The sequence below is a fragment of the bacterium genome, assembly GCA_021108215.1.
Classification (GTDB): domain Bacteria; phylum Oederibacteriota; class JAAXVQ01; order JAAXVQ01; family JAUVAV01; genus JAIORK01.
In genome coordinates, this window is record JAIORK010000006.1 from 43,788 (window position 1) to 65,398 (window position 21,611).

Sequence of the window (21,611 nt, forward strand, 5' to 3'; positions counted from 1 at the left end):
GGACAAATCTCTAGGACTGACCGTTAAATTTATCCTCTTCATTGACAAACAATGTGTTGAACGTTGTCAGCGACCCGTAGCAGCGCGTGATATATTGCTGCAGATCGATTTTCTCAGTGTCATCCAGTTTGGGATGATTGTTAATTTTCTGCTCTAAAACCCGGAGTTTTTCCCGAACGGAAATAACTTTTTTCAAAAAATTATCCAGCGAAATTTCATAGGATTTATGCTCCGGATTGCCGGGTTTGATAACAATTGACCCGCCCAGCCATTTGTTGCTGATTTCCACCATTTTATACCCCATCACTTCATGCTGGTCTTCCATAATTTGCCGGAGTAAGGCTTTGACTTCCTCCATGGTGCACCTCCTTCAAAAAATCAACCGCCGCCTATCCAAAAAATTCCGACAGGCTCGGAGCTTAAACACTTAGTCGGATTATTTGTATTTTGCCGTCATACCGGCGGAAGCCGGTATCCAGGAATCTGAATTTTAAAACTTTTTCCGGACCCCGGTTTTCACCGGGGTGACGAACAATACCTAAAACATACTAAATGCTCACACTCCTAGCGCTCCTTTTCCCGTTTCCGGCTGTTGCGCGCTTTATAATAGCGCAAGGCCGCCCGGGAAAGCAGCGTATCAAACGTTGCTGCGATATCCGGTCCCAATTGTGACCGGGCAGATTGGCCGGTTGCCTCAGCCTCAAAAACAATCATGCTGTACTGCCAGGGAAAATCCCTGAAATTATTCAGACGCATGCGACAAATCCAGGCAGTGAATTCCGGTTGGTTTATGATTCGGATATGAAACGTGATAAAACCGTATGCCAGAGGCGCCTGGGAAACCTGCGTTTTATAATCAACCGGACCGAATTGCTCCGGTTCAAAATGCTTTAAAAATGCGCTGCGCGCAAATTTTCGTAAAACATCCGGATTCATCCCGGCATCCAATCCTGCTTTATCCAGCATGACTTCGATATTCGTGAAATGAGCAATCTGCATCAACAGTATTTGCTCGGTTTTAAGATTAACCCTGGCAGCATAGCGGTGATAATCCTCACCTTTTTCCGGTTGGGCAAAAACGATTCCCGACCATAAAATAACCGTCAAACCGGATAACAAACATTTCTTTAACATCGTTCCTCCTTTCATACCGCGTTCATCATAGTAACAAAAAAGCCCTGCACCGTAAAGTGCAGGGCTTTTTTTATTGTAGGGAACGGTCGCGACCGTTCCCTACAAATAAACTAAATATCATAATAAAGTGCGAATTCCCACGGATGAGGACGCAAATCCAGGGCCTGGACTTCATTCTCAATTTTATAATCAATCCAAGTATCTATAACATCCTGGGTGAAAACATCTCCCTTGACCAGAAAGTCATGGTCCTCAGCCAAAGCACTAAGTGCTTCGCGCAGGGTCCCGGGTGTTTTAGGGACCTTGGCCGCTTCTTCAGCCGGCAAATCATAAATATTTTTATCCAAGGCATCGCCGGGATTAATTTTATTCTGAATACCGTCCACTGCCGCCATGGTGATGGCTGCAAAAGCCAAATAAGGATTACAACTTGGATCAGGACAGCGAAACTCAATCCGCTTGGCTTTCGGTGAATTACTGTACATCGGGATGCGAACCGCAGCACTGCGGTTACGACTCGAATAGGCCAAATTAACCGGCGCTTCAAACCCAGGTACCAGTCGTTTATAAGAGTTTGTGGTTGGATTGGTAAATCCAAGCACAGCAGGCGCATGTTTGAGAATACCGCCAATGGCATACAATGCAATCTCCGAAAGACCGGCATACCCTTCACCTGCAAACAAATTTTTTCCATCCTTCCACATTGAAAAATGACAATGCATACCGCTGCCGTTATCATTAAATAGAGGTTTGGGCATAAACGTTACGGTTTTATTGCTCTGCCGGGCAGTATTTTTTATAGTATATTTAAATTTCAAAAGATTGTCCGCCATCTCGACCAGCGGACTGAATTTAACGCCAATTTCACATTGACCGCCGCTGGCAACTTCATGATGGTGCAATTCAGTCTCAATCCCAACTTTTCCGAGATTAAGCGACATCTCATTACGCAGATCAGCCAACGTGTCCATCGGCGGTACCGGGAAGTACCCTTCTTTATGCCGGATTTTATACCCCAAGTTCGGCTTCTCATCCTTGCCGGTATTCCATTTACCTTCCACTGAATCAATATGGTAATAACCTTCATTTGCATTCTGGTCAAAGCGGATGTCATCAAAAACAAAAAATTCCGGCTCCGGCCCAAAAAAGACCGTATCTGCAAGACCCAACGACTTAACATAGTTCACCACTTTTTGCGCAACGTGGCGTGGATCGCGGGTATAGTCAGCTCCTGTAATCGGATCACAGATATTGCAGATCATCACCAGGGTTTTTTCAACCATAAAAGGATCAATAAAGGCGGATTCAGGAACCGGTTTAATAAGCATGTCCGATTCATTGATAGCCTGCCACCCGCGAATACTTGAACCGTCAAAGCCTTTGCCCTTTTCAAACGTCTCTTCCTCAATAGCGCCTACAGGATAGGTACAATGCTGCCAAAGACCGGGAAAATCCATGAAACGCAGATCAACAAATTTCACATCTTCTTTTTTAATTAAATCAAGTACATCTTTCGGTGTTTTAATCTCACCCATTTTTCTTCCTCCTCAATTCCGGTTAAACCGGTTCATTTTCAATTCCATCTTATTATTAAAAAGCAAAATATGTGCCAAACCTTAAAACCAATCTATTCCACAATACCCTTATTTTATAGTGCTGCTGCCAAACCGCCATTTCTTCTAAAATCAGGTAAATACATTTTCGTATAATTGAAGCCACTAATATTGCATTATTGTATTTTCAAGTCTTAAACGCTCGCGGATGAACTGAATACTTCTTAATCTTATAGTTAAAAATACGCTCTGATAACCCCAAATCATCCGCCGCCTTTTTCTGATGACCTCGGCTTTTTTTCAATGCATCAACCAGCAATTCCGTCTCCCTTTTCTCCATAATCTCCGTAAAAGCTCCTTTTGGCTCGGCTTGGTCCGAATCCGCCATCTGGAGCGACGGCGGTAATTGTTCCGACCGGATAACCCCGTCATTACAGAGAAGCACTGCGCGTTCCAGACAGTTTTCAAGTTCCCGCACATTCCCCGGCCAGTGGTAGCTGGTCAACATCTCAATCGCCGGCGTAGAAATTCGGTTAATCATTTTATTATTTTCACGACTCAAGCTCTCCAAAAAATGATTTGCCAGCAGCATGATATCATCTTTTCGCTCCCGCAGCAGCGGAAGAAATATGGGAAATACATTAATCCGGTAATAAAAATCTTCCCGGAATGTCCGGCGCTTTATTTCCTCTTCCAGGTTTTTATTAGTCGCGACAATGAGACGCACATTGGCTTTAATCGTCTCCCGGCCGCCCAAGCGTTCAATTTCCCTGGTCTGCAGCACCCGGAGCAGTTTTATCTGCAGACTAATGGGAAATTCGCCGATCTCATCCAGAAACAGCGTCCCGCCCTGCGCCCATTCAAAGCGTCCGATTTTCTTCTCCAAAGCACCGGTAAAGGCGCCTTTTTCATGTCCAAACAACTCGCTTTCCAGCAATGTTTCCGGAAAGGCATTACAGTTAACTTTAATAAAAGGTTTTTGCGCCCGGGGACTGTTGTAATGAATTGCATGAGCAACCAACTCTTTCCCCGTACCGCTCTCACCCCGGATAAGAACCGTGGCCTGACTTTCCGCCACCTGTTCCACCATACTATAAACCTGTTGCATCGCATTGGATTTACCGATTATGTTTGTGATTTCAAACTTCGATTTTAAGTCCTGCTTAAGCCGAAAGTTTTCATCCTGCAAACTCTGACGATCCTTGGCCACCCGGCGGTTGAGCTTGATGGCTTGAGCAATCATCGGTGATATGATCTTCAAAAAATCCAAATCTTCTTTTAAATCATGCCGAACCTCCGCTTCTTTGTCCACACTCAATGCACCAATATTATCCCCTTCCACTTTAATCGGTACACATAAAAAAGCAATTCGGCGGTCTTTCAATAAAGACCGCGCCCCGGTTTTATGTAAAAAACGCGCATCCTCACGAATATCAGAAATAACCACGGAGCGTCCGGTCTCAACAACCTTGCCGGTGATACCTTCACCCACCCGGTATTGACCCAATTCCTGCGCCCTTTTGCTGAGCCCATGCGCAACCGAAATGGTAATCATACCGGTTTTAGCATCTAATAAGGTAATGGTTCCGCGATGCAGTTTCAATTTTTCAGAAAGCATCTTTAAAATCGAGCGCAGCATCTCATTAAGATCAGCTTTTTCCGCAATAATCTTTGTGCCGGCCTGCAGGACTTCAATTTGAATTTCATGAATATTTTTAACCATGGTTCCTTCTTTCATACTAGCTCTAATCCGCCCCTATGGTCAAGACGGGCCTAACATACTACAGTTTTGTATTATAGTAAAGGTTAATTACGATTTTGTTCGTTTAATAATTCATTTTTTTATCCCCCCTGACGTAAAGTTCAATTTTATACGGAAAAAACCAGCATTTATTTGTTTCAATGCCAACTCCTACAAATTGGCATTGTCCTTGCATTGTTATAGTGCTGACAACACCCATGCGTCGTGTTGACATGATAAAAATTCATAGGCTTATCCGGCATCCGCATACGCGGGGCAAACTGGGCAAGCTGCCCATTGTGTTCACGCCGACAGGATAAAAAAAATTTTAAAAGGAGTTATTCAATGTTTCATAAGAAAAAATTATCCAACTGGTTTCGTAGATGGGGACTCAAAATGATTACCCTTGGCCTTTTGGCAATCCCATCCATAAGCTGGGCAACCGAAGGCAACGCGTTAAGCGCCGGCGATACGACATTTATCATGATATCGTCCGCACTGGTCATGCTCATGACACCTGGATTGGGTTTGTTCTATGGCGGGATGGTGCGTACAAAAAATGTACTTAGCACATTGATGCAGTGTTTTGCCGTCCTCGGGGTTATTAGCATTCAATGGGCCCTGTTCGGCTATTCGATCGCATTTGGCAGCGATGTGGCCAATCTCTTCGGCAGTATGAATTTCGCCCTTTTAAACAATGTCGGACAAACCGCCAATCCTAATTTTTCAGAAACAATCCCGCATATGGCCTTTATGATTTTCCAGGCAATGTTCGCCATTCTCACGCCCGCACTCATCGCAGGTGCTTTGGCAGAGCGGGTAAAATTTTCCAGCTTCATCGTCTTTATCTTTTTCTGGTCAACCTTTGTATACGATCCCATTGCCCACTGGGTTTGGGGCGGCGGCTGGCTCGGTGATTTAGGTGCGCTTGATTTCGCCGGAGGAACGGTTGTCCATATCGCATCCGGCACCTCTGCGCTGGTCGTCGCATTAATGCTGGGAAAACGCCGCGGTTACGGAACTTCCAGCATTCTCCCGCATAACATGACCATGGTGCTTATCGGCACCGCTCTGCTCTGGTTCGGCTGGTTCGGGTTCAATGCCGGTTCCGCCCTGGCTGCCGATGGTTTGGCTGTCTCAGCGTTTGTCGTGACCAACCTCTCCGCTGCCGCAGGCATGATTTCCTGGATGCTGCTGGAATGGAAATTCCGCGGAAAACCCACTGCCTTGGGCGCCGCCTCCGGTGCCGTGGCAGGATTGGTGGCGATCACACCGGCCGCCGGTTTTGTCGGTCCGATGGCTGCGATCGTTATCGGTGTTTTGGTCTCCCCCATCTGTTTTGCAGCCATACAGCTAAAAAACAAACTGGGCTATGATGATTCTTTGGATGCCTTTGGCGTCCATGGCGTAGGCGGCGCCTGGGGCGCTTTGGCAACCGGTTTGTTCGCGTCCATTGCGGTCAATCCGGGCGGTGCCAATGGTCTTTTTTACGGCAATCCCCGGCTGCTCTGGATTCAGACCATTGCGGTCGCGGCCACCATGGCCTATGCAGCCGTGATGACTTTTATCATTGCCAAGATCATCGACAAGACCATGGGGTTGCGTATTGAAGAACACGAAGAAGCCATCGGTCTTGACCTGACACAGCATGGCGAAGCAGGTTATCATAATATGTGATTTTTATTCGGACGGGTTTTGAACCCGCCCCTACATTTTATTCAAGGAGATTTTTAATCATGAAAAAAATCGAGGCCTTTATACAGCCGGAACAATTTGAGAATGTTAAAAAAGAGCTCTTCGCGGCCAATGTCAGCAAGATGAGTGTTTCCCAAGTCAAGGGATGCGGCCGGCAATCAGGTTATACCGAGAGCTTCCGCGGTCAAGTCGTGGAGATCAACCTGCTGCAAAAAACCAAAATTGAAATCGCGGTCAATGATGCTTTTGTCAAACCAACCATCGATGCAATCATCCGCGGGGCCCGGACCGGATCCATTGGCGACGGTAAAATTTTTGTATTGGATCTTCCCCAATGCTACCGTGTCCGCACCGGCGAAGAGGGTGAAGATGCTGTTGGTTAAACCATTGCCGGATCTGGTCGCTTTCATGAAGGTACCGCGCATCACCGCCCGAGTGCAAGCGACCGGCATTTTCTTGAATATCACCATCCTTTTTTAAAAAAAACCACCGGCAATTCAGTGCCACTATCAAAATTACCGGAAAATCATGTGCAACCAAACTCCGGAAATTTACCCGGTCGATTATTTGACCTCAGTGGAAAATTTATAAGAATAAAAAATGCCTGACCGGCGGTCATCATTGTACCGGGCGCAAGGGCGAAATCCGTTTCGTTCGTATAAACCAATGGCATTTTTTTGTTCCGGCTTCACAGAAAGTAAAATTTCAAAGTAATCCATTTGACGTGCAAAGCTCACTGCCTGGTTCAACAAAAATTGGCCGTACCCTTTTTTCCGTTCCTCAGGCATGACATACAGACGTTTCAACTCACAGGTCCGGTTGGCGAGCGGGCGTACACCGGCCAGTCCGACTGCCGCTGCATCTTCCTTGGGACGCGCAAACCACAAACCGGCTCTCGGGGGCGCATAGGCAACCAAGGGCGCGGCAACGTCCTGATCAAAACGATGAAATTCAGGCTCAATATTCATTTCTTCAAAAAAACATTTTAATATCCCGGTAAATTCAGCAAGTGTTTTCACCCGCAGCGGCTCCAGAATAATATCGGTCTGGTTCGTCACGTGCACACATCTCCCTTAGGGATTCCCGGGCACTCCGGGCAGTGATCCCGATTGGAAATCAAAGTAAAATTTCCTGGGCTTTCCCGGCCGTAAACATATAAACCTGGTTATTGATGACAACCGGAACAACCGAAGGCGGTTTAATTGTCTTGGTTTTGCGTTTTTCAACCAAAATTTTTATGAATGTCTTTGAAATCTCAATATGCAGCCATCTAAAATTATACATAATCTGAAATTTAATTTTTTCAATCTGCGAAGGTAATCTCGGCGCAAAACTAATCCGGTCATCCATAATCTGCATGCCGGCGAACATCCGGTAGAACAATTCAATCGAACCGCCCATGGCGCCGACATGAATCCCTTCCGACGTTGTCCCGCCCTGAATATCATAAAAATCCGAACGCAACGCATGCATAAAATATTCCATGGCTTCTTCGTCATGACCGATCAAGTGCGCGACATGGCCGTGCACAACATAACTCAAGGTTGAGCCGTGCGAGGTTCTTTGCAGGTAATAGTCATAATTCAGCTTGATCATCTCATGCCGGAAATCATAGCCGAGATTTTTTAAAATCATCGTGATTTCCTTTTCATTGAGCATAAAAAACGTCATGAGCACATCCGGCTGTTTGGACAGCTTATAATCATCCGGCGAAAGACCTTCGGCTTTTAAAATCCGGTCCAGACGGTGAATGTCATCATACTTATGCCGGTATTCATCCCAATCCAGTTCCTTGAGGTCCATATACCCTTCAAACTGGTGAATCAAACCATTGGCATCCATCGGGACAAACATTTTTTTTGTCATGGACTCCCACCGACTCAATTCTTCGCTGGAAAGGTTAAGCTTGGTCCGCATGGCAATGCTTTCCTCGTCCTCCATATTTTTTAAAATTTCCAAGCCCTGATAGAGTACCCAGGTGGCCATGATATTGGTATAAGCATTGTTGGGCAATCCGCCCTTCTCGCTTCCGGGAATTTTTTCATGAAATTCATCCGGTCCCATCACACCATGAATTTCAAAACGGTCGCGCGCCGGATTAAAATGGGCAATACTTGACCAAAAATGAGCAATCTCAAGCACAATCTCCGCTCCATAGCGGGCCATGAAATCATCATCCAGTGTGGCTTTATAATAATTAATGACATTGCAGGCAATGGCGATCGAGACATGCCGCTGCAAACAAGAGTAATCATCACCCCATTCTTTCGACAAAGGATTAAGATGCAGCGTCTGAGTTTCCTCGTAACCGCTGCTCCCGCTCTGCCAGGGATACATGGCGCCTTCATACCCGTGTTCGCGCGCATACTCCCGTGCCGGATTAAGCCGGCGGTAGCGGTACATCAGCAAAGCCCGGCTTATTTCATTGGCGTGCAGCGAATAAAACGGCAATGCAAAAATCTCATCCCAAAAAACATGACCGCGGTATGCCTCCCCATGCAATCCGCGTGCCGGGAGTCCGGCATCAACATCCTCATTGTATGAAGATGCGGTCTGCAATAGATGAAAAATATGAAATCGCAGCAACCGTTGCATGAGCACATCGCCCACCAACTCAATATCAAACCGTTTCCAGAGCGCACGCCATTTGGCGGCATGCGGAATGTACAGATCATGAAAACTCTCAATTTTTTGCACAGCTTCCTGGGATGCCACAATACCGTCGGATACACCCTGGTCGCGCGAGGTGTAAATGCTGACGATTTTTTCAATGATATATTCTTCGCCCTGGTCCGCTTTAAAGGAAAATTCCTGAAAGACCCTTTCCTTACCCTGGATAATTGTCCGGCGATCAGGGGTTAGTTCCAGTTCGCCCTGAAACAGACGGGTGCGCATGGCCTCGGTTATCTGGATTTTAGATTGGTTGGTCTGCATCTGCAGATAAATACCGTCTTCCGCAAAACTGCCGTGTACGAGTGGTTCGAGGTGTTTGGAATTGAGTTGACGGTAGCGTTCTACGCCGGCATTGATCAAAGAACCGTCGATTCCGCTGCGAATTGTAATTTGAGCACTATAATTTTTGGGACGAATAACATATTTTTGTGCACCATAGTGCGGTTCCGCCATACTGATGATACGCTGACTGGCCATCTCTGTGATACGGCCTTGATCATCCTGCCAGCGCACCAGTGTACTCATCACACCCTTACGCATATTCAATTCCCGCTTGGAAGCAAGGATTTTCACTTTCTTCAAATCAAGCCATTTACCCCCGTCAAGACGGTAATTGAGAAACAGCCAGTTAGGACAATTAACAAAATCTTCATTCATTACCTTCCGGCCGGCAACCGGTGTTTCCAGTTTATTAAAAACGCCGGCAATATACATCCCGGGATAATAGGCCCGGGAACCAATATACTCAGGCATTGAGCCGCGCAAACCGATATAGCCATTGCCCAGAGTAAAAAGCGCCTCATATAGACTTTCGCGCTCAAGATCAAGTTTTTCAAAGGTAATTCGCCAAGGATTCAAAAATGCCCCCTCCATATCGAAAAAGTATCATGTCAATATTTCCCATAAAAATCCTCAGGATTACGCCTGTGGTATTTTTGTCCTGAGATGTTCGCCTTCGGCGGTATTGACTCGCTTCATCAATGGGCTTACCCGGCATTCGCCGGGCAGGCTGCCCATTGTGTTCGCGCCGACACGATAAACTGAGCTACACCTATTAACGGCTATTGTAACGTTTTTTTGTAACTATTTCAATAACCGAAAGGCCCCTTTAAAATTTAAATATTTCTCTAAACAGTCAAAGACTGCCCTCATTTTCATGCAGGCGATAAACTCCGGCCAGTTTCGTGCGTCCAACACTTCTTTACATCTGATTGTCATTGCAAGGAGCGTTTTGGGAGACAAAGCAATCTGTTTTAAACGCGCCGTGCTTGAAAAACCGGGATTGCGACCAACGGAAGTCCCATACGATCCCCCATCCGGTCGGGGCTTCGCTTCGCTCGTAATGACTGTAAAATTATTTATGACGCACAACACTAGGAACCTGAGCATTTAGTCTGTTTTTGGTATCGTTCGTCACCCCGATGAAAACCGGGGTCCAGAAAAAGCTTTAAAATTCAGATTCCTGGATACCGGCTTCCGCCGGTATGACGGCAAAATACAAATAATCCGACTAAATGCTCAAACTCCTAGGTTCAAGTTGTTTTAATCCCGCGCAGATCTCGAATTCTCTCAACCACCGGCGGATGTGAGTAATAAAAACCCGCATAGAGCGGATGCGGATGAAGATTGGATAAGTTGTCTTTGGATAATTTAATCAATGAATTCACCAGCGGTTCCGCACTGCCGGTCAACCCAACAGCAAATCGGTCCGCCTCCCTTTCCTGGTTTCGCGAAAGTGCGTTAAAGATCGGGCCGAACGGAAAAGCTATAATAGAAAAAAGAAACTGAAAAAGAACCAGTTTGGAAAAAAGCGTATCATCCTGGATTAAAAAAATTTGTAAAAAGCCGTCCGATTGCATCACCAGATAAAATAGATAAATAATAATCAATCCGGCGATCTCGGTCAGCAGCAAGCGCTTAAGCACATGCTTTTTTTTCCAATGCCCCACTTCATGTGCCAACACACTGACAATTTCCGGTTCCGCCATTTTTTCAATCAGCGTATCATAAAGTACAATCCGCTTCACCCTGCCAATACCGGTAAAATACGCATTGGTATGACGGCTGCGTTTGGAGGCGTCCATCTTGAAAACCCGGCCGACTTCAAGTCCGGCTTTTTGCATCATGGCCTTAATTTTATCCGCCAGACCGGCTTGGTCAATCAGTGTAAACTTATTAAACAGTGGTTCCAGTACATAAGGCGAAAGGTACATCACAAACAGAGTAACCACCACAAAAAACACCCATACCAAAAGCCACCAGGTATGGGGAAAAGTCCGCACCAGCCAAAGACCCCCTGTGATGAGCACGCTTAACAGCGCCAAAGAAATCAATTGGGTTTTAATGAAATCCCGAGCCCACAATTTCACGGTCATGGTGTTGAAGCCATATTTGGCCTCAATTTTGAATGTCTGGTACCAGGCAAATGGAAGATGAAGCAAACTCTTTACAAAGACAAGTATCAGAAAAAAACACAATCCCGAAACCACAAACGGCAACCCAGATCCGGCAATCCAATGATTGTACGCATTTAAAACACCTGCAAAGATGAATACCAGGACCAAACCATGACTCACGACAGACGAATAATTTTCCAACCGGTTTTTATCCGACACATAATCCCGTGTCCGCGTTAGCAACAACTGATCGATCACACCCTCAAATTCAGGCGGAATGGTTGCGCCGTACTTTTTCAGATGACTCAAATTGAGTGCCGCCAGTATATACTCCACTGCCGCAACGAAACTATATGCAAAAAAAATAAGCACAAGATAGTGAATCACTGCATGACCCTTTCGGTTGATATGCTTTCCATCAAAACATGTTCCCATTGCGATGCACACGCAGCTCATTACCCACCCGGTCAAACAAGGCAATCCATTTCAGGGCGGCGGCATCTTTTGCCTCTGCTTTTTGAAGCATCACAGAATAATATTCCCGGTCAATCCCATGATAGAGATTTTGCGCCTGCCAAACATCCATACTCAATTTAAGCGGACGCAAAATTACCAAGGTGGTCTCCAATGTCCCAAGCCCAACAAGATTATTGGCATCTTCTGAAAACCGCCTCATCAGACGGGTTATTGTCTGTGACACTACAAATTCCAGGGTTTCTTTGTCCCGTTTAAAATTCCAGCGTTCGATCTCATCCACCAGTTTGTAAAGCTGATCAATATCAACCGGATCGCATTCCAACAGTTTAATCAGGTCTGTATTTAAAATAAACTCTACCGTCGTGGAGAGAATTTTCGGCAAAGCGATTTGTTTTTTGTTCATCAGCTGGATCACCGGATAATGATGTTCATAAATGTGCCTGAAATAGGTCTCGGTCTCATCAATAACACTTTGCATAATCATATTAAGAATCCTGCGCTGTTCATCCTTGAACAAATCCCAGAGCGTATAGGTATAAGGTGCGAACCGTTCATCCATCAGCCGGACCATTTTGGTCAGTTCTCCCTTTTGAAAAGACGTCATAAGTTCATTGCGCATGTCGGAAAACTTTTCATCAGAAATTTCATCTTGTATCCCGGCCAGCAGTGTATGCTCCCCCAGATGCAAAATGGCAAAAACCACATTATTCATTTCCATGGTCACATCTGATTGAACACGCATGCGGCCGGTAATCAACTGTTGACCGCCTTGTTCTTCATGATCATAAATCTCCCACCCGCCGGTATAACTGTAAATGGTGTTTTTGGCCTGAAAATCATCCATCAAGGTGCTGACTGCAAAATGCGCGCTCGCTTTATGCAGATCGGCAATCGCGGGTTGAATGAATTCCTCCCAGATAACCTTCCCATTTTTATAGGCCGCATTGTTGCTAAGCGCTTTTTCAAGCGTATCACTAAAATATTTTTGCAGATCAACCCCGGCCACCTCCTGGGCCAGTTGCATGGCCCGCGCCGCATACTGCATGACCTGAATGGTCTCAATACCTGAAATGTCATCAAAAAACCAGCCACAACTGGTAAACATCAATAAGGCGTTCCGCTGCATCTCAAGCAAGCGTAAAATCGTTACTTTATCTGAATGAGACAGTTGCCGGCGGCAATGTTTTTCTAAAAATGATTCAATTTTAATTTCAGAACGGTTTAAAATGACATCAATATAATCATTGCGTGCCTGCCATGGCTGGTTGATATACGGTTGCAGGTTTTTCTCGAAAACCAGAATCAAATCATTGCGCAGCCCATCCAGTGCTTTGCGCAGCGGTTCCCGCCAGGCTTGTGATGAGCCGGGTGCCAAGCCTGAATTGCACCCGCAATTGCTGCGCCATCTTTCAATACCGTGAAAACAGCTCCAGGACGTATTTTCAAATATCTCCGCCTCATGGGTCACGGCATACTTATCAAGATATTCCCCGTAAATTGTGATCTTCGCCTGGTGACGTGACTCAATATAATCAAGACAGTACGCCAACGCCATATCACCATAGCGATGGTGGTGGCCGTACGTCTCGCCGTCTGTGGCAATATTCACCAGCTGAGCAGGCTGGTCCGAATGCTCCGAAAACAAGCCGGTCAACCGTTTTGAAAAATCTTCCCCATTTTTCAGGAGCGGCCCGAAAGCCACATCATGTGCCGCCGGATTGTCATAAAAGAAAAGGATTATTTTTTTCCCGGACGGCAGATGACACATATACGGCCTGCGCGGATCAACCCGGCTGCCTGCCACATCTTCCCAATTGGTTTCGCCGGTTTTCCGTACCTGCTTGGCTTGATGGGCCGCCAAAATAGTGAACGCAATATCATTTTCCGCCAGCACTTCCAACGTCTCGAGATCCACCGCCGTCTCGGAAAGCCACATGCCTTCCGGTTTTCTCCCGAACCGGTATTCAAAATCACGAATCCCCCAGACAACCTGGGTCTCTTTGTCCCGGCGGTTGGCTAGCGGCATAATCATGTGATTGTATACCTGCGCCAAAGCCGACCCATGTCCGGAAAAATTGGCCTGACTTAATTTATCCGCTGCTAAGATTGACTGGTAGACTTCCGGTGCTTTTTTCTCCATCCAGGAAAGCAAGGTTGGCCCAAAATTAAAACTAATCCGGGAATAACTATTGACGATATCAAGAATTTTTTCCTTTTCCCCCATAATCCGTGCCGCAGCATTGGGGGCATAACACTCCGCTGTAATCCGTTCATTCCAATCATGGTAGGGATACGCACTGTCCTGGCGCTCCACTTCTTCAATCCATGGATTTTCGCGCGGCGGTTGATAAAAATGTCCGTGAATACAAATCAATCTATCCATTGATCAGGAATCCTCCTGCTGAAATACAACCACCTGAAAAGCTTGTAACGTCGTGCTTTGACCGGACAACCTGCCTGGCTTGAAGGTACAACCCCTTCCTCCCCAGGCAGAATCCTCCGAATCCAAGATACAAATCCAGTTCCCTTGCGGGAGCAGACTTGAACAAACATGCTGTTTGGGGTCGCAATGAAAAACACAAAACAACCGTGTTTGCTTCCGCTTCAAATCCAAGGTAATGATTTTTTTGTCCACATCATCTTTGACTACCGATAATACGTGATCCCCGGCCTGACAATCAAGCACGGTTTTACGAATTTCCATCAATTTCCGATAAAACGCCAACAGCTTTTTATGCGCCCCGCGCCGGCGCAGTTCCCAATCCAATCGGGATTCTTTAAACACGGCAAGCGCAAAAGGATCAGGCGGTTCCTGCTTCCAGTTGAAGGTGCTGAATTCATTTTTCCGCCCTTGGCGCACTGCCGCCTTGAGCGCCTTGTCCGAATGATCCGCAAAGAATAAAAAGGGAGCTGTTTCACCGTATTCTTCCCCCATAAAAAGCATGGGGATGTAGGGCGAAAGTAATGTCATGGCTGCCATGCAGCGGACTGCTTCAGGCGAAACCAATTGGGAAATCCGTTCGCCATTGCACCGGTTCCCCACCTGATCATGGTTCTGATCATACACCACAAGTTTTTTGCCTGGCAATTGCTGTCGGGAGCTGCCATACCTGCGTTTTCTAAATTGCGATATCTGACCCTGAAACACATAGCCGTCCCGTAATGCCTGACTAAGTACCTTAAACGAACCATAATCCCGGTAGTACCCCTGTCGCTCACCCGTAAAAAGCGCATGCAGGCTGTGATGCAGGTCATCGCACCAGCTGGCATCCATCCCCAATCCGTTCTCAACCACCGGCTGATGCACCCGGCTTTCATTGAGATCACTCTCAACAATCAGACAAAAATGACGTCCTTGTTTTTGGGAAAAAATTTTCACCTGGTCGGATAGTTCCGCCAAAAAAGGATAGGCACTCTGATCAAAAATTGCCTGAATCGCATCCAATCGCAGGGCGTCAATACGATAATTATCAAACCAGTGCAGCGCGTTTTGAATAAAATAATTCCTCACCTCGTCGCTGTACTGATCATCAAAATTAATCGCCTCACCCCAGGGGACCTTATACCGTTTTGAAAAATAGGGTCCATACGCTCCCAAATAATTACCTTCCGGACCCAAATGGTTGTAGACCACATCCAGCATCACAGACAGACCCAGCTTGTGGGCCGCATTGACCAGCCGCTTCAAGGCCTCCGGCCCGCCATAGTGGTCCTGGACTGCGTAGGGATAGACGCCGTCATAGCCCCAATTACGCTTGCCCGGACAGGCTGCCACCGGCATAATCTCAAGCGTGTTGATACCCAGTTCCTTGAGCTGCGTGAGACGCGGAATCACAGCATCCAATGTCCCTTGAGAAGTAAACGTACCCACATGCAGCTCATAAATAATCATATTCGAGGCAGCAATACCCTGCCAGATTTTATCCTGCCATTTAAATTGAGTATGGTCCACAATCTGCGAGGGACCGTGCACACCCTTCGGCTGAAACTGCGACGCCGGATCAGGCAATCGCTTGCCCTTGTCCAATTCAAACCAGTATGCGGTGCCAGGCACCGCATTCACCTGCCCGGACCAGTAACCCAATTTTTCTGATTCCAATGGAATTGTAACGCTTTTCCCGCCCCGGAGCACCACCTTGACCTGCTTGGCCCAGGGTGCCCACACCCGGAATTCACACTGATTTTTTCCTAAATACGTTGCACCTACACGCATATATCCATCCCCGGCCCGGTTTATCAAGAATAATTATTATATATCATATTAACGGTAATAAGGCGGCCTAATTGATTGAAACAAGCCGATGAAATGATTATTTTTGAGAATAATTCCGCGCAGTTTTAGGTATCTTTTCTTGCCGCATAGGCAAATTGATCAAAGTATTTCCGCCATAAAACAGCAGACGTGGCAAATTGATTTTCTCCATAAAAATAATCAACCATACCTTCCCGCACACGGAACAATTCCTTCAAACGGGAGTATTGCCCAATGGGTTCGATCGTAAACTCCAATAATTCCAATGCTCTGACAAACGCTTTCTTCGCCATGGCATCCTTGCCTTTTTCCTGCCAAGTAAGCGCGCGGCTGACTTCGCTGCCGATATTTGCCATCTGCTCACAAAACGACATCTGCATCCAACGCCCTTGCGCGAGTTCGCTATGCTGAGCGCTCATTGTTTCACCCATTTCTTGACAATGGCCATCACTTTTCATAAGTGCCCTCTATTTGGATTATCACGGTACTATCGCCCGATTCGCGCACCAGAATTATACGCCATCGCAAAGAAAAACCCCACCTAAAAAAAACACCGGATTTTTCCCGTGCTTATGTTAGATTTTTTTTGTTTTTATTATATTTTTTCCTTGATTAATCGCAGGAAATGAATATCATAGTAAATCTTGTTGTTCAGACATTTTTATTCCCTGGTAGCTCAATGGTAGAGCATTCGGCTGTTAACCGAAGGGTTGTTGGTTCGAGTCCAACCTGGGGAGCCAGATTTTCGCTCCGCGAAAATCAGAGCAGTTGAGCAAATGAACAGTTGATCAGTAGAAAAAGCGAAACTGCGGTCTGCTGTTCCACTGCTCTACTGTTCTCGATTTTGCGGTTTATTCTTTCCAGGCCTGGAATCCAATTCCAGGCCTTTTCTTTTCTCATTTTTTTCATTTTCCATACGCCGAGTCCAACCCGTTTTCGCGGAACGAAAAATGCATAACAATTGATCAGTTGAACAGTAAAAGTTCAATTGCGCGCGCAGGGAGTCCCATACGACCCCCAACCGGCCGGGGCGGTCTACTGCTCAACTGATCTACTGCTCTCTCTTTTGACTTTGTTTTTATATTTTTACCCTGCTGATCTTTCAGCAGGTTTTTTTATTATTCAAACATCCGAACTCCGGGACTTCCCACACTCTCTCCTCTTGGGAGCGAGCCGGAGCGAAGAACTATGCTAATATACTAATCAACGTCCCGGATCACGGATCACAAAAGACCGCACAGTTCGCTGAAAGGCCGCCCACCTGTGCCGAAAACGATCACACCGGAAGATTCGGTCAGACTAACACAGTGGGTGGTACAATAATTGGGGGCAGGTCAATGAGAATAGAGAAAATTACCAATAACAAGAAGCAATACCTTGATTTATTGCTATTAGCAGACGAGCAAGAGGATATGATTGACAGATATTTGGAAAGTGGCGATATGTTTGCACTATACGATGATGACTTAAAGACTGTTTGTGTTGTTGTAGCGATAGACAAAGAAACCTGCGAATTGAAAAACATAGCAACATATAAAAAATATCAAGGTAAAGGATATGCTAAGGCTCTAATAAAGTTTGTCTCAGATTATTACAAAAACAACTATAAAACAATGCTTGTCGGAACAGGTGAAACTCCGACAATATTGTCATTTTATGAAAGTTGCGGATTTGAAAAATCTCATTTTATCAAGAATTTTTTTACCGATAATTATGACCACCCAATGTTTGAAGACGGAATACAACTTATTGACATGGTTTATCTGAAGAAAAAATTATAAATGCCTGCTGCTAACAAGCGGTCATACGCCATAGGGGTTTTAGTGGTATATCAATCGTTTCAGCTCGCATCAAGGTCTGTAACGGGTGATACAGACGCAGCTCCGAAATCCCCTACGGCGCATACCGCCAACCGTTGGCGGGCATAAAGGCTGCAGAAATTATAACGAACTGACCTGCCCCCGCTCAGGCCAGCCGGGTTTGCCTTGGTTGTATTTGCAGTCCTCACACCCTAGCCAATCCGGAAAATCCTGTTTTTGCTTGTCCTTGGTTTCATCTTTCATGAATATCCACTCCTTTCATGCGTAAAAATGCCACTTGATTTTTTAAAGGCTGGCTTATTAGGCTTCTGAGCATGCGTTCTGTGATGCGGATGGATGGCAAAGGATCGCCCAGGTTTTGTAGTGCTTGGATGATTTGGGGATTTAGTTGTAAAAGCCTGAGAATTTGGTTAACACGCATCCGAGAAGTACCAAGATGCCTGGCTAGGTCTGCCTGAGTGGAATATTCACCTGATTTTAGATGCGCTTGATATGTTAGAGCTAAAATGATGGAATTTTTATAGACTTTCGGGGTTCGTGGATTTGTTCTTTCGATTATGGGAATTATGAAAGTGTATTGAAAAGTTCTATCTATGGAACAGTATGGGGAGCCTGATTTTCGCTCCGCGAAAATCAGAGCAGTTAAGCAAATGAACAGTTGATCAGTAGAAAAAACGAAACTGCGGTCTGCTGTTCCACTGCTCTACTGTTCTCGATTTTGCGGTTTATTCTTTCCAGGCCTGGAATCCAATTCCAGGCCTTTTCTTTTCTCGTTTTTTTCATTTTCCATACGCCGAGTCCAACCCGCTTTCGCGGGGCGAAAGATGCAAAAAAAATTAATCAATTGAACAGTAAAAGTTCAATTGCGACCGAAGGGAGTCCCATACGCTCCCCCAACCGGCCGGGGTGGTCTACTGATCCCCGCCCCTCTCTTTTGACTTTGTTTTTATATTTTTACCCTGCTGATCTTCCAACAGGGCTTTTTTTTATTATTCGAACATTCGAGCTCCGGGACTTCCCACACTCTCTCCTCTTGGGAGCGAGCCGGAGCGAAGAACTATACTAATATACTAATCAACGTCCCGGATCCTATACAACAGTACTTGAACATCAGCAACAACTAGAAGACTTTTCAAATCCATCATTTTAAGTTTTTCTGATTGTCCTTCAAGGCTTTTATATGCAGCATCAATTTGTGCTTGTTCTTTTTCTGTATAGGCTCCCCAAACATTACTTGTACCTATAATAAATGCAAGGCTTAAAAATATCAGTAACAGATGTTTATTCATAGATAACGCCTCTCAGTTTTAAAATTTAGCTTTTATTAAAAATCATCTTTATTAATTTACTTATTTTTATTTGCTATGCAATCGTTATATTCCTTCAATTGTTTATAATATACTTCACAACCTTCGTTGAATGAGTCTGAATTACCATCACATTCACCACCATTTTCTTTAGCCCATTCAAATCCTGCATAATGACCACTACCTTCAGAATAGGGATTTTGTGGTTCAATACAGTTTATGGTTGAATTCACACTATTATTTTTTCTGTAATTATTTGTATCATTAGAACAGCTAAACAAGGGGATTGATAAAACAACTGTGATTAATAGTATCGTGATTTTTTTCAATATCTTTTCCTCCGAATTAAATACTGTTCGATATTTTAAGCTGCTTTTGTCAGATTGGGAATGATTATTTGACTTCCATATCTCAATAGTACGGTTCTAACATCGTCCACAGTGGGGAGCCTGATTTTCGCTCCGCGAAAATCAGAGCAGTTGAGCAAATGAACAGTTGATCAGTAGAAAAAGCGAAACTGCGGTCTGCTGTTCCACTGCTCTACTGTTCTCGATTTTGCGGTTTATTCTTTCCAGGCCTGGAATCCAATTCCAGGCCTTTTCTTTTCTCATTTTTTTCATTTCCCATGCAAAAATTTTCCATTTTTTCAGTCTAACCATACGAACATGCTTTTCTACTAAAACTGATGAACAATTGATCAGTTAAACAGTAAAAATTCAATTGCGACCGAAGGGAGTCCCATACGATCCCCCAACCGGCCGGGGCGGTCTACTGTTCTCTCTTTTGACTTTGTTTTTATATTTTTAACCTGCTGATCTTTCAGCAGGTTTTTTTATTATTCGAACATTCGAACTCCGGGACTCCCCACACCCTCTCCTCTCGGGAGCGAGCCGGAGCGAGCCGGAGCGAAAAACTATACTAATATACTAATCAACGTCCCGGATCACACACCTCTGTTACGCTCTCTGCATTTTACCCCCGCATTTGGGGCAATTTATTTCATAACAAGGAACACTTTGCTGATGATACAGTATTTCACCGCAACTGGGACAAATGCATTCTCCACTGGGACCTGCCCCCGGGGCATTGCCACCCATTCTGCCCCTGCCGCCACCTTGGCCCATACCCCGGCCTCCTCCTCTGCCACTACCTTGACCCATACCCCGGCCTCCTCCAAACTGACCTTCTCCATCACCTCTTGGCATTTTTCAACCTCCTTTGAAATCCGAAACATTCACGAATTTAAAACTTAGCCTATTTACTAAGTTTCTAATTCAGCAACGTTCTCAATTACCTGAATACTTCATTCAATATGCCGGTTATCTGTTGCTCGTTTTGAATACTGGTTGTGGCTTTAACAACTTTGCCGTTTTCAAAATATACAGTAAAAGGCAGTCCCATAAAATTATTGCATTCCGGAAGATTCTTAATACAGTCAGCAGCCGAAATATCAAAATCCATGTCCGCCATCTTAATATGTGTGTATTGCTTTTCCAATTTTTCCATCAGTCTATAAACCGGAATACACATGGGCCCCATTCTTCCGCAACAAATCATTACATTTTTATTGTTTTTCAATAAATCTTCAAATACTTCAATGCTTTCTAAATGCTCGAGTTTGGTATTCAACATTTATATTTCCTCACTTTTTATTTATTGCTTGGCTGAAATAAAAACAAAGTACCAATAGTCCGGCGATTATTGATATTCTAAAACAAGTCCAGAACCTACTTCCTGTATATCAAAATGTTTCCCGAGTTCTATTTTCGCCTTGAGATCCGTGCAATGACAGGGATGAAAATTTACAATTCTACATGATTCAAGATATTTAATCGTCCTTTGCAATGTTTTTCTTTTAGTATTCAAAAGGTGAAGCCCACCGATAACACCCCATATTTTATCCATATGGCAAACTTTTTTGGCGTATTCAATTGTATTTGAAATACCAGAGTGCGCGCATCCGTTAATAACGACTAATCCTTTTTTTGCTTTGTAGGCCAAGGCGCTGTCATCCATCAAATAATCAGGATATTCCCGGTTGTTTTTTATCACCCTACCGAGCGGCTGCTTTGCTTCATAGTTATTTTTCCTGGGAATCTGGCCCAAAAAGCACAGATTTTCCGTCAACCACAATGGTTTTTTCGATATTTTCAATTTAAAATATTTCTGCATTTCGACTCTTCTTTTTCGGGTCCCAATATCACCAATGCCCTCATAGTTTTTCCTGTTAAAAGCCAACGGGTGGGCCACCAACCTGATGCTTTTTGTTCTTTTCCCGGCAAATTGAATAAACGGCTCTATACCGCCCGTATGGTCAAAATGACCGTGGGATAAAACAATCGTATGCGCCTTTTTTAAATCTATATTCATCATTTTTGCGTTTTTTATAAATATATCCGAATATCCAACATCAAATATTATTTTCTTACCATCAACTTCAAGCCAATAAGAAACCGCCGGTTCGCCAAAATAATATTGATCAATTATCGTATTATTATCCACGAGAACTGTCAGCTTCATAATTTCACCATCTTTTCAATCTCTAACGTACATAATTTATTTC

The 21,611-nt window shown here is 44.9% G+C and carries 20 protein-coding genes and 1 tRNA gene; 4 read left to right on the plus strand and 17 right to left on the minus strand.

The genetic code is table 11. The features are described from left to right. Window positions 1-10: 10 nt before the first annotated feature. From K8S19_01175 to K8S19_01190, 4 genes are all read right to left on the minus strand, one after another. Complete coding sequence (locus K8S19_01175; GenBank protein MCD4812297.1) at window positions 11-358, minus strand: hypothetical protein; 348 nt, start codon at window positions 356-358, stop codon at window positions 11-13. A 206-nt stretch (window positions 359-564) separates the two neighbouring features. Continuing rightward, complete coding sequence (locus K8S19_01180; GenBank protein ID MCD4812298.1) at window positions 565-1,134, minus strand: hypothetical protein; 570 nt, start codon at window positions 1,132-1,134, stop codon at window positions 565-567. Window positions 1,135-1,244: 110 nt separating this feature from the next. Next, the gene (glnA, locus tag K8S19_01185; GenBank protein MCD4812299.1) at window positions 1,245-2,669 is read right to left on the minus strand and encodes a type I glutamate--ammonia ligase; all 1,425 of its coding nucleotides are present in this window, start codon (window positions 2,667-2,669) and stop codon (window positions 1,245-1,247) included. A gap of 205 nt (window positions 2,670-2,874) precedes the next feature. Next, a complete protein-coding gene (locus K8S19_01190) occupies window positions 2,875-4,425 on the minus strand; it encodes a sigma 54-interacting transcriptional regulator (GenBank protein ID MCD4812300.1) in 1,551 nt (516 codons plus the stop codon). A 399-nt stretch (window positions 4,426-4,824) separates the two neighbouring features. Here K8S19_01190 and K8S19_01195 point away from each other — a divergent pair, with 399 nt between their 5' ends. Both K8S19_01195 and K8S19_01200 read left to right on the plus strand, forming a co-directional pair. Continuing rightward, on the plus strand, window positions 4,825-6,105 hold the full coding sequence (locus K8S19_01195) for an ammonium transporter (protein ID MCD4812301.1): 1,281 nt from the start codon (window positions 4,825-4,827) through the stop codon (window positions 6,103-6,105). Between the two features lie 59 nt (window positions 6,106-6,164). Then, the gene (locus K8S19_01200) at window positions 6,165-6,506 is read left to right on the plus strand and encodes a P-II family nitrogen regulator (protein MCD4812302.1); all 342 of its coding nucleotides are present in this window, start codon (window positions 6,165-6,167) and stop codon (window positions 6,504-6,506) included. 180 nt (window positions 6,507-6,686) lie between these two features. Here K8S19_01200 and K8S19_01205 read toward each other — a convergent pair whose 3' ends face one another. From K8S19_01205 to K8S19_01230, 6 genes are all read right to left on the minus strand, one after another. Further along, a complete protein-coding gene (locus K8S19_01205; protein ID MCD4812303.1) occupies window positions 6,687-7,181 on the minus strand; it encodes a GNAT family N-acetyltransferase in 495 nt (164 codons plus the stop codon). Between the two features lie 58 nt (window positions 7,182-7,239). Beyond that, window positions 7,240-9,654: a glycoside hydrolase family 65 protein gene (locus tag K8S19_01210; GenBank protein ID MCD4812304.1), complete on the minus strand. Its 2,415-nt coding sequence runs from the start codon at window positions 9,652-9,654 to the stop codon at window positions 7,240-7,242. Between the two features lie 674 nt (window positions 9,655-10,328). Further along, window positions 10,329-11,627: a M48 family metallopeptidase gene (locus K8S19_01215; protein MCD4812305.1), complete on the minus strand. Its 1,299-nt coding sequence runs from the start codon at window positions 11,625-11,627 to the stop codon at window positions 10,329-10,331. After that, complete coding sequence (locus tag K8S19_01220) at window positions 11,611-14,052, minus strand: DUF3536 domain-containing protein (GenBank protein ID MCD4812306.1); 2,442 nt, start codon at window positions 14,050-14,052, stop codon at window positions 11,611-11,613. The genes K8S19_01215 and K8S19_01220 overlap by 17 nt, the downstream gene beginning before the upstream one ends. Before the next feature lie 3 nt (window positions 14,053-14,055). Then, on the minus strand, window positions 14,056-15,882 hold the full coding sequence (treZ, locus tag K8S19_01225) for a malto-oligosyltrehalose trehalohydrolase (protein ID MCD4812307.1): 1,827 nt from the start codon (window positions 15,880-15,882) through the stop codon (window positions 14,056-14,058). 125 nt (window positions 15,883-16,007) lie between these two features. Next, window positions 16,008-16,379, minus strand: coding sequence for a hypothetical protein (locus K8S19_01230; protein ID MCD4812308.1), 372 nt, complete (start codon window positions 16,377-16,379; stop codon window positions 16,008-16,010). A 207-nt stretch (window positions 16,380-16,586) separates the two neighbouring features. On the opposite strand from K8S19_01230, the gene K8S19_01235 reads away from it, so the two are divergent. Next, window positions 16,587-16,661: transfer RNA gene (locus K8S19_01235), tRNA-Asn, on the plus strand. A 19-nt stretch (window positions 16,662-16,680) separates the two neighbouring features. Here K8S19_01235 and K8S19_01240 read toward each other — a convergent pair. Beyond that, complete coding sequence (locus K8S19_01240) at window positions 16,681-16,830, minus strand: hypothetical protein (GenBank protein ID MCD4812309.1); 150 nt, start codon at window positions 16,828-16,830, stop codon at window positions 16,681-16,683. 428 nt (window positions 16,831-17,258) lie between these two features. On the opposite strand from K8S19_01240, the gene K8S19_01245 reads away from it, so the two are divergent. Next, window positions 17,259-17,702, plus strand: a complete 444-nt coding sequence (locus K8S19_01245; protein ID MCD4812310.1) for a GNAT family N-acetyltransferase — start codon at window positions 17,259-17,261, stop codon at window positions 17,700-17,702. 1,109 nt (window positions 17,703-18,811) lie between these two features. Here the strand turns inward: K8S19_01245 and K8S19_01250 are convergent. The 6 genes from K8S19_01250 to K8S19_01275 all read right to left on the minus strand — a co-directional run bounded on the left by K8S19_01250 (window position 18,812) and on the right by K8S19_01275 (window position 21,568). After that, entirely contained in the window at window positions 18,812-19,030 is a 219-nt protein-coding gene (locus K8S19_01250; protein MCD4812311.1) for a hypothetical protein, read from the minus strand. 56 nt (window positions 19,031-19,086) lie between these two features. Continuing rightward, window positions 19,087-19,377, minus strand: a complete 291-nt coding sequence (locus K8S19_01255) for a hypothetical protein (protein MCD4812312.1) — start codon at window positions 19,375-19,377, stop codon at window positions 19,087-19,089. A 141-nt stretch (window positions 19,378-19,518) separates the two neighbouring features. Further along, on the minus strand, window positions 19,519-19,659 hold the full coding sequence (locus K8S19_01260; protein MCD4812313.1) for a hypothetical protein: 141 nt from the start codon (window positions 19,657-19,659) through the stop codon (window positions 19,519-19,521). A 383-nt stretch (window positions 19,660-20,042) separates the two neighbouring features. Beyond that, window positions 20,043-20,240, minus strand: coding sequence for a hypothetical protein (locus K8S19_01265; GenBank protein MCD4812314.1), 198 nt, complete (start codon window positions 20,238-20,240; stop codon window positions 20,043-20,045). Window positions 20,241-20,338: 98 nt separating this feature from the next. Continuing rightward, window positions 20,339-20,680, minus strand: coding sequence for a thioredoxin family protein (locus tag K8S19_01270; GenBank protein MCD4812315.1), 342 nt, complete (start codon window positions 20,678-20,680; stop codon window positions 20,339-20,341). Window positions 20,681-20,746: 66 nt separating this feature from the next. Continuing rightward, a complete protein-coding gene (locus tag K8S19_01275) occupies window positions 20,747-21,568 on the minus strand; it encodes an MBL fold metallo-hydrolase (protein MCD4812316.1) in 822 nt (273 codons plus the stop codon). Between the last annotated feature and the right edge of the window lie 43 nt (window positions 21,569-21,611).